The organism is Glycocaulis sp. (genome assembly GCF_052168375.1).
Taxonomy (GTDB): domain Bacteria; phylum Pseudomonadota; class Alphaproteobacteria; order Caulobacterales; family Maricaulaceae; genus Glycocaulis.
On record NZ_JBQLZR010000112.1, the window covers coordinates 1 to 7026 of the forward strand.

Sequence of the window (7026 nt, forward strand, 5' to 3'; positions counted from 1 at the left end):
CGATCCGGCCCTGCTTGCCGGCCCCGTCAGCGGCGGCGAAGAGGAAGACACCGGCCCGGTCGATTTCGGCGCCCTGCTTGCGACCGCCAGCATTGAAGCCGGTGAGCGCGTTGCACGCCGCTGCGCCGCCTGCCACACGTTCGAACAGGGCGGCGCCAACGGCACCGGCCCGAACATGTGGGGCGTGCTTGGCCGCACCGTCGCCAGCGTTTCGGGATTCAATTATTCCAGCGCGATGCGCGAATACGGTTCTGATGGCCGCCAGTGGCTCTACCAGAACATGTACGACTATCTGGAAGCTCCGCGCCGCTATGTCGAAGGCACGTCGATGGCCTTTGCAGGCCTTCGCAGCCAGGAAGACCGCATCAACCTGCTTGCCTACATGAACTCCATGTCTGGCGATCCGCTTCCCTTGCCCGAGCCGCTGCCCGAAGAGCCGGCGATCGAGGCGGAAGGCGACGTCTCGCAGGTTGCTGCCACCGAGACCCCCGATGCGCCGGAGACCGCCACCGAGGCGGGCGAGGACATGGGTGAGCTGGCCGAGCCGGGCGATGTTGAGCCCCAGCCGGAAATGGCAGAGGAACTCGAAGAGATGACCGGCGACGAGGAATAGTCCTACCAGCCAGACATGATGAAAAGGGCGCTTCACCCGAAGCGCCCTTTTTCTTTGCCTGATAGTCAGCCTTTCAGAGGCGAACGCCCGGCGCCCGGAATATGCCGCTGAGCGGCGCATGATGCTGGGCGATCCGGCGCACCGCGAGGTTCAGCGGTTCACGCGCTGTCGCCATGTGGAAGGCGTTGGCATGCAGCAGATGCACCCCGTCGGTCATCACGCCAACATGGCCCGGCCAGAAAACCAGATCGCCGCGATGCAGTCCGGTCAGCGCTTCACTCACGGGAAGCGCGTTCCAGCGCGCCCGTGCCCAGGCCTCCTGATCGCCGCTATCACGCGGGATGCGCGTACCTGCCGCCTCGAGGCTGGTCTGGATCAGGCCGGAACAATCGAGCCCCAGGCTTTCCTTGCCACCCCAGAGATAGGGCGCATGCTCGAAACGTTCTGCAACCGCGACCCAGTCGGGTTCAGTCGCATCCAGCGCCGAGAGGTGACCATTGAATATCCAGCCCTGACGCTGGCTTTCGATGAACTTGCCTTCGCGCCGGCCAGCCGCAATCTTGGCATTCAGCGACAGAAGGAAGCGCGGCGCGGACTTCAGATCCGGTTCGCTGAACACATAGGTGCGCAGCGCGCTGACACGGTGGGTAGGGATAAGGACCGGAGCCGACAAGGCTGCCATGTCCACATAACCCGCATAGCCGTCATGGCGGGAGACGCCCCTGGCCCAGCCATCGGCTTCTTCCTCGACGCTGAACACTTCGCCGCCGAGGAGCTGGCTGTCCATCATTGCCGCATCATGCGGCTCGCGCCGGATTGCAGTGACGCCCGCTGTTACCTGAAAGTCCTCAGCCATTGGATGCTCCATACCGGGCTTTCAGAACCTGCCAGAGGGCGCGGGCGGCCAGCATTTCACCGCCCGACGGACGGCCGGGACGCGATTTCGGGTTCCAGCCATAGATATCGAAATGCATCCAGGCGGCCGTATCGACGAAACGGCGCAGGAAAAGGGCCGCAATGATGCAGCCTCCCATCGGTCCGGCGCCGGTATTGGAGAGATCGGAAATCTCGCCATCGATCTGGCTGTCATATCCATTCCAGAGCGGCATGCGCCAGACCGGATCATCGACCGCGCGCGCCGCCTTTTCGATGTCGGCGGCAAGCCCGTCATCATCGGTGAAGACCGGCGCAAGCTCCGGCCCGAGCGCAATGCGGGCCGCGCCCGTCAGCGTTGCCATGTCGATGACGAGGTCAGGCTTGTCCTCGCAGGCGCGCGCCAGCGCGTCGCCAAGGACGAGACGGCCTTCGGCATCCGTATTGCCGATTTCCACCGTCAGGCCCTTGCGGGAGGACAGAATGTCGCCCGGACGGAAGGCATTGCCGGAAATCGCGTTTTCCACCGCCGGAACGAGAACCTGCAGATGTACCGGCAGCTTCGCGTCCATGATGATGCGCGCCAGGCCCAGCACGTTGGCTGCACCGCCCATGTCCTTCTTCATCAAAAGCATGCCGGCACCGCCCTTGATGTTGAGCCCGCCGGAATCAAAGCAGACTCCCTTGCCCACCAGAGCAAGGCGCGGATGGGAGGGATCGCCCCAGACCATCTCGATCAGGCGCGGCGCATCGGTGGAGGCCCGGCCAACCGCGTGGATCATCGGATAGTTCTGCTTGAGCAGATCATCGCCGGTAATGCTGGTGACCTTCGCACCGAACGGCTCGGCAAGCTCGCGCACCGCAGCTTCAAGATGGCTGGGCAGCATGTCGCCTGCAGGCGTGTTGATGAGATCGCGGCTGAACCATGCGCCGGCAATGATGCGCAGGGCTTCGGCCTCGTCTGCGCCGGCGGGAAGCTGGAAGCTTGCGGGCTGGCGCGAAGCGGCGCGGTAACGGGTGAACTGATAGCTGCCAAGGCCCAGCACCGTTGCCAGAAGGGTCGGGTCCCAGCCTTGCGGCATGCCGCCAATGCGCCAAGTGCCTTCCGGCAGGGCAAGGGGTGCGCCGCCTGCATCGAAGGGCGAAAGGGCATCGCCGGTGCCGAAAATCGCATCCTCGCCGCCCGGCAGAATAACCATCTCGCCTACGCGCCCGGTGAAGCCCGACGCGCGGACATGGCCGGCGGCTGGCTCACCCAGCCCGGACAATACCGAATCAAGGTCGGCCTTTGCCGCAAGGTGAACCGTGCGGGCAGGACGGGCGGTGTCTGCGAAGGCGAAATTCATCAGTCTCTCCAGCTGGCGGACGGTGGCGGGAACCGGGCAAGGCGTTAACGCCTTCTTGACCGGCCCAGCCGAAAGATAGGGACGATACACGATCAGGGTAACAGGGTTAGATCATGTCCATGCGTTTGTCCGCTGCCGCCTTCACCGCTGCCAGCGCTCTGGCCCTGACAGCGTGCGCGACAACCGCCGCGCCGCAAACTCAGCAGGAAGCAGCGCTGGTAGCAGACATGGAGGCGCGCTCGATCATTCCTGCGACCCGAGATGAGCGTGAGGCCATCGCCAATCAGGACCTGCTGACACAGGCCGCCTTCTGGGCCGAAGCCTATGAGCTGAACCCTGCTGACCGCGAAGCGGCGACCGAGCTGGCACGCGTCCTGCGCCTTCTGGGCAGCACGGCGCGGGCAGGCGAAGTCGCCCGGCAAGCCCTCGCACTCTACCCTGACGATACCGCCCTTCTGGGCATTTACGGACTGGCACTGGCATCGGAAGGCAATGGCCAGCAGGCCATCGAGCCACTTACCCGCGCCCTGCAGGCCGAGCCCGGCAACTGGCGCCTGCACAACGCGCTCGGTGTCTCTCTGGAGCAGGCCGGGCGCTCGGCAGAGGCGCGGACGCGCTTCCAGCAGGCGTTGGCGCTCGCCCCGGCGGAGGCCTCCGTCCTTTCAAATCTGGCACTCTCCCACGCCTTGGCGGGAGAGCCGGATCAGGCCGAACCTCTTCTGCGCCGTGCGATGCAGAGCGACAGTGCGTCCGCGCAGGTGCGCCAGAACCTCGCTCTGGTGCTCGCCCTGCAAGGGCGGTTCGATGAGGCGGAACGGATCGCCGTCCTCGACAGCAGCCCGGAAATGACGGCGGCCAATCTCGATTATGTGCGTGAGATGATGACCAGCCCGCGCCGCTGGGACAGCCTGAACGCGGCCGCGCTGCGCGGATCCCAATAGACGCTAGAACGGGTCCTTGGCATCGCCGCTGGCCGCCCGCGCCATGGGCGGCGGCGCAGGAACCGTTTCCTCGGTCTTCTTTAGCGGGAAGCCTGCTTTCAGCTCGGGCGATACGAGCGTGTGGTCGAAGCGGAAATCATCGACCAGATCACGCAATTCCTGCGGCGCCTTGCCATCCTTGGATGCCTCGATCGCGCGGTAGAGGGCAAACAGGCGCAGATACCCCTTGTTGTCACGCGACAGATCGGTCTCGTCGAGGCGCGAGCAGATGACCGTCAGGCGCGTGATGGCGGGCTTGCGGCGGCCAGCAGCGAGATCGAGCATGGCAGCCGCCAGCTCCACCTTCCAGCCAATGTCGGCGAAATCGATACGTTTCGGCACAGCGGCCAGCTCGGTTCGGGCCTGAGCGACATTGCCGGCACGCAGAGCCGCCAGCGCGTTGTCACACGCTGCCTGTGCCAGACGTATCTCGTCGCGCCGTCGTTCCTCGGCCTTGCGTCCACCGAACATGTTTCAAGCCCCTTTTGGCCGACTTTCGCCAGCCTACAGCATGCTGCACCACTTAAGAACCTGTGCTGCCCCCGGTAAACAGCCCGCTCCCCGGCGCGCATGTTTACGGCATCACCTGTTGCCAGAAAGAGAATTCAGCAGTGAAACCCACTGGCCGCGTTGGCGGTGCGGCACCGGCGCACCATTTACACCGCCCCCGGGCAGTGAATAAATCGGACCCAGGCATGGGAGCACACGCATGATCGAATGGCTGGGCCCGAACGCGGGATGGCTGGCGCTCGCCCTTCTGGGTGTGATGCTGGCCGTGTTCGCATCAGAGCGTTTCCCGCCGGAAGTCGTGGCCATCGGTGCCGTGGCGGTATTCCTGATCCTCGGGCTTCTGGAAAGCTCCATCATGGTCGGCGCGCTGGCCAATGCCGCGCCGCTGACGATTGCCTGCATGTTCGTCATATCAGCGGCGCTGGTGCGGACAGGGGCAATCCTGGAGGTCAGCCGCTTCATCCAGAGGCGCGCCGGGTCAAACAAGATGCTGGTTATCGGCTCGACCTTCCTGTTCACCGTCGCCGTATCGGCCTTCATGAACAATATCCCGGTCGTGATGATCCTGATCCCGGTCATTACCGGGATCGCGCGCGACCTCAACATGGCGCCGTCAAAGCTGCTTCTGCCGCTGTCCTACTGCGCGATCATGGGCGGCACGTGCACGCTTATCGGCACGTCCACCAATCTGGTCGTGGACGGGGCGGCACGTCAGGCGGGCCTGGAACCCTTCGGCATTTTCGAGATCAGCATTGTCGGCGTGTGCGTCGCCGGGGCCGGCCTTGTCTATCTGGCGCTGGTCGCGCCACGCATCCTTCCCGACCGCAAGGATTTCTCCTTGCTCGACGGGGCAGGCGAGTCCCGCTTCATTACCGATGCGCGCATTCCCGAAGGCTCTTCGCTCATCGGCCGGCGCCCTGAAGATGTTCCCTTCCTGAAGCTGCGCGATCTGCGCCTGCTGGACGTGGTGCGCAATTCCCAGACCCTTCGCCACGAAGTGGAAGACATTGAGCTTCAGGCCGGTGACCGGCTGGTGCTGGAATCGCCCATGAGCGAGGTGCTCTCCCTGCACCGCGACGGCGAGGTGCGGGTAGGCTCCGACGATCTCGATGATGTCAGCGAGAGCAAGGCGGTGCTGGTGGAAGCCGTGGTCGGTCCGGGCAGCCGCCTGACCGGCGCGCCGCTGAAATCCTACCGCCTGCGGCGCCGGTTCGGCGTCTACGTGGTGGCGGTGCACCGCCATGGCGGCGAGATCAACGACCATATCGGCCGCATTCGGCTGAACCCCGGCGACAGCGTGCTGCTGGAAGGCGCGCCCGAAGACATTGAGCGGCTGTCGCGAGAGCTGGGCCTTGTCGATCTGGCCCGGCCCGAGGACCAGGCCTTCCGCCGCGAACGGGCGCCGATTGCCATCGCTACCCTCGTTGGGGTGGTAGCTCTCGCCGCGCTCAACATCATGCCGATTGTGGGACTTGCCGTGATCGGCGTCGCCATCGTCCTCTTCTCCGGCTGCCTTGATCCGGAGGAAGCCTTTGACAGCATTGACTGGCGCATCCTCGCCCTGATCGTGGCCATGCTGGCGATTGGCGCATCGCTGCAAAACACAGGAGCGGTGCAGCTGGTAGCGGATGCAGCCTCACCGCTGCTCGCCATGTCATCGCCCCTCGTTCTGCTGGTGCTGGTCTACATCACGACCTCGGCGCTGACAGAGACGGTAACCAACAACGCCGTTGCCATCGTCATGACGCCAGTTGCAATCGCGCTTGCCATGGCGGCGGGACTTGATCCGCGCCCGTTTGTGATCGTGGTGATGATCGGGGCGAGCGCGGCCTTCGCGACGCCCATCGGCTACCAGACCAACACGCTGGTCTATGGCCCGGGTCATTACCGCTTCTCCGACTATGTGAAGCTGGGGCTGCCGCTGAACGTCATCATCATGGTGGTGACAGTGACCCTGGTGCCGATGATCTGGCCGCTGCAGCCCACGGGCTAAGGCGTATTGATCCGGCTCACGGCTTCGGCCCGGCGCTGCTCCACATCGCTGTGCACCGCGTGGAGCAGGCGTGAGGCAGTCGTCTTGAAAAGGAAGGGCAAGACCGCGTGCACCAGCGCTGCCAGCCCGGCAAGCACAAGGCGCGAGCCAACAGAGGCGGCAAATACGAAGTGCTCGCCATAGGTCTCGCCGGTCATGGCCGGGTGGCGGGTAAAGACATTGGGTTTCATCGCACACTCCTGCGGCAGCCGCGTGGACGGGCCTGCCTTGCATGATACGGTGAACAAGTCCGCCAAGTCAGCCTAGCGCCGCCCCTTGCGGTGCAGCCCTTCAGAGGGAGTCCCGCACCCTGCCCGCCCCGCACCCGACCGCACCCCGCCTGCCCTCGCCCGAGGCTTGTGTCGATCTTGCGCTGGAGCGCGTCGGCAAGCGCATCCTGCTGGCGCTGCCTCTGGGGCTGGGCAAGGCGAACCATATCGCGAATGCCTTCTATGCGCGCGCGAAGGCCGATCCGGCGATCGAGCTCACCCTCTTCACGGCCCTCACTCTGGAAGTGCCGTCTGCCCCCAATGCGCTGGCTGACCGGCTTCTGGAGCCGATCGCCGAACGGCTTTATGAGGGCTATCCCGAACTCGAGTATGCGCGCGACCGGCGGCGCGGCGCCCTGCCCGATAATGTGCGGGTGAAGGAGTTTTTCCTGCCGCCAGGCGG

Annotated in this window: 7 protein-coding genes; 3 read left to right on the forward strand and 4 right to left on the reverse strand. The window is 64.9% G+C overall.

The features are described 5' to 3' along the window. A partial coding sequence (locus ACTS2Z_RS04415; RefSeq protein WP_442572016.1) for a c-type cytochrome occupies positions 1–613 on the forward strand: 613 nt, incomplete at its 5' end. Positions 614–686: 73 nt separating this feature from the next. Here ACTS2Z_RS04415 and ACTS2Z_RS04420 read toward each other — a convergent pair. Then, entirely contained in the window at positions 687–1469 is a 783-nt protein-coding gene (locus tag ACTS2Z_RS04420; protein WP_442572017.1) for a C40 family peptidase, read from the reverse strand. After that, positions 1462–2832 (reverse strand): leucyl aminopeptidase family protein, encoded by a 1371-nt coding sequence (locus tag ACTS2Z_RS04425; RefSeq protein ID WP_442572018.1) that lies wholly within the window; start codon positions 2830–2832, stop codon positions 1462–1464. The genes ACTS2Z_RS04420 and ACTS2Z_RS04425 overlap by 8 nt, the downstream gene beginning before the upstream one ends. Before the next feature lie 113 nt (positions 2833–2945). Between ACTS2Z_RS04425 and ACTS2Z_RS04430 the strand changes: the two genes are divergently transcribed. Next, positions 2946–3773, forward strand: a complete 828-nt coding sequence (locus ACTS2Z_RS04430) for a tetratricopeptide repeat protein (protein ID WP_442572019.1) — start codon at positions 2946–2948, stop codon at positions 3771–3773. A gap of 3 nt (positions 3774–3776) precedes the next feature. Here the strand turns inward: ACTS2Z_RS04430 and ACTS2Z_RS04435 are convergent, their stop codons facing one another. Continuing rightward, positions 3777–4283 (reverse strand): hypothetical protein, encoded by a 507-nt coding sequence (locus ACTS2Z_RS04435; protein WP_442572020.1) that lies wholly within the window; start codon positions 4281–4283, stop codon positions 3777–3779. Between the two features lie 238 nt (positions 4284–4521). Between ACTS2Z_RS04435 and ACTS2Z_RS04440 the strand changes: the two genes are divergently transcribed. Beyond that, positions 4522–6315 carry an SLC13 family permease gene (locus ACTS2Z_RS04440; protein WP_442572021.1) on the forward strand — a complete coding sequence of 598 codons (1794 nt, stop codon included), beginning with the start codon at positions 4522–4524 and terminating at the stop codon, positions 6313–6315. Here the strand turns inward: ACTS2Z_RS04440 and ACTS2Z_RS04445 are convergent. Continuing rightward, entirely contained in the window at positions 6312–6545 is a 234-nt protein-coding gene (locus tag ACTS2Z_RS04445; protein ID WP_442572022.1) for a DUF6356 family protein, read from the reverse strand. The two genes, ACTS2Z_RS04440 and ACTS2Z_RS04445, sit on opposite strands and share 4 nt — an antisense overlap. Positions 6546–7026: the final 481 nt, after the last annotated feature.

Excerpts from the sequence above, each read along its gene's own strand:
- ACTS2Z_RS04420 (WP_442572017.1), bottom strand. The coding sequence starts at position 1,469 with ATGGCTGAGGACTTTCAGGTAACAGCGGGCGTCACTGCAATCCGGCGC.
- ACTS2Z_RS04425 (WP_442572018.1), bottom strand. The coding sequence starts at position 2,832 with ATGAATTTCGCCTTCGCAGACACCGCCCGTCCTGCCCGCACGGTTCAC.
- ACTS2Z_RS04430 (WP_442572019.1), top strand. The coding sequence starts at position 2,946 with ATGTCCATGCGTTTGTCCGCTGCCGCCTTCACCGCTGCCAGCGCTCTG.
- ACTS2Z_RS04435 (WP_442572020.1), bottom strand. The coding sequence starts at position 4,283 with ATGTTCGGTGGACGCAAGGCCGAGGAACGACGGCGCGACGAGATACGT.
- ACTS2Z_RS04440 (WP_442572021.1), top strand. The coding sequence starts at position 4,522 with ATGATCGAATGGCTGGGCCCGAACGCGGGATGGCTGGCGCTCGCCCTT.
- ACTS2Z_RS04445 (WP_442572022.1), bottom strand. The coding sequence starts at position 6,545 with ATGAAACCCAATGTCTTTACCCGCCACCCGGCCATGACCGGCGAGACC.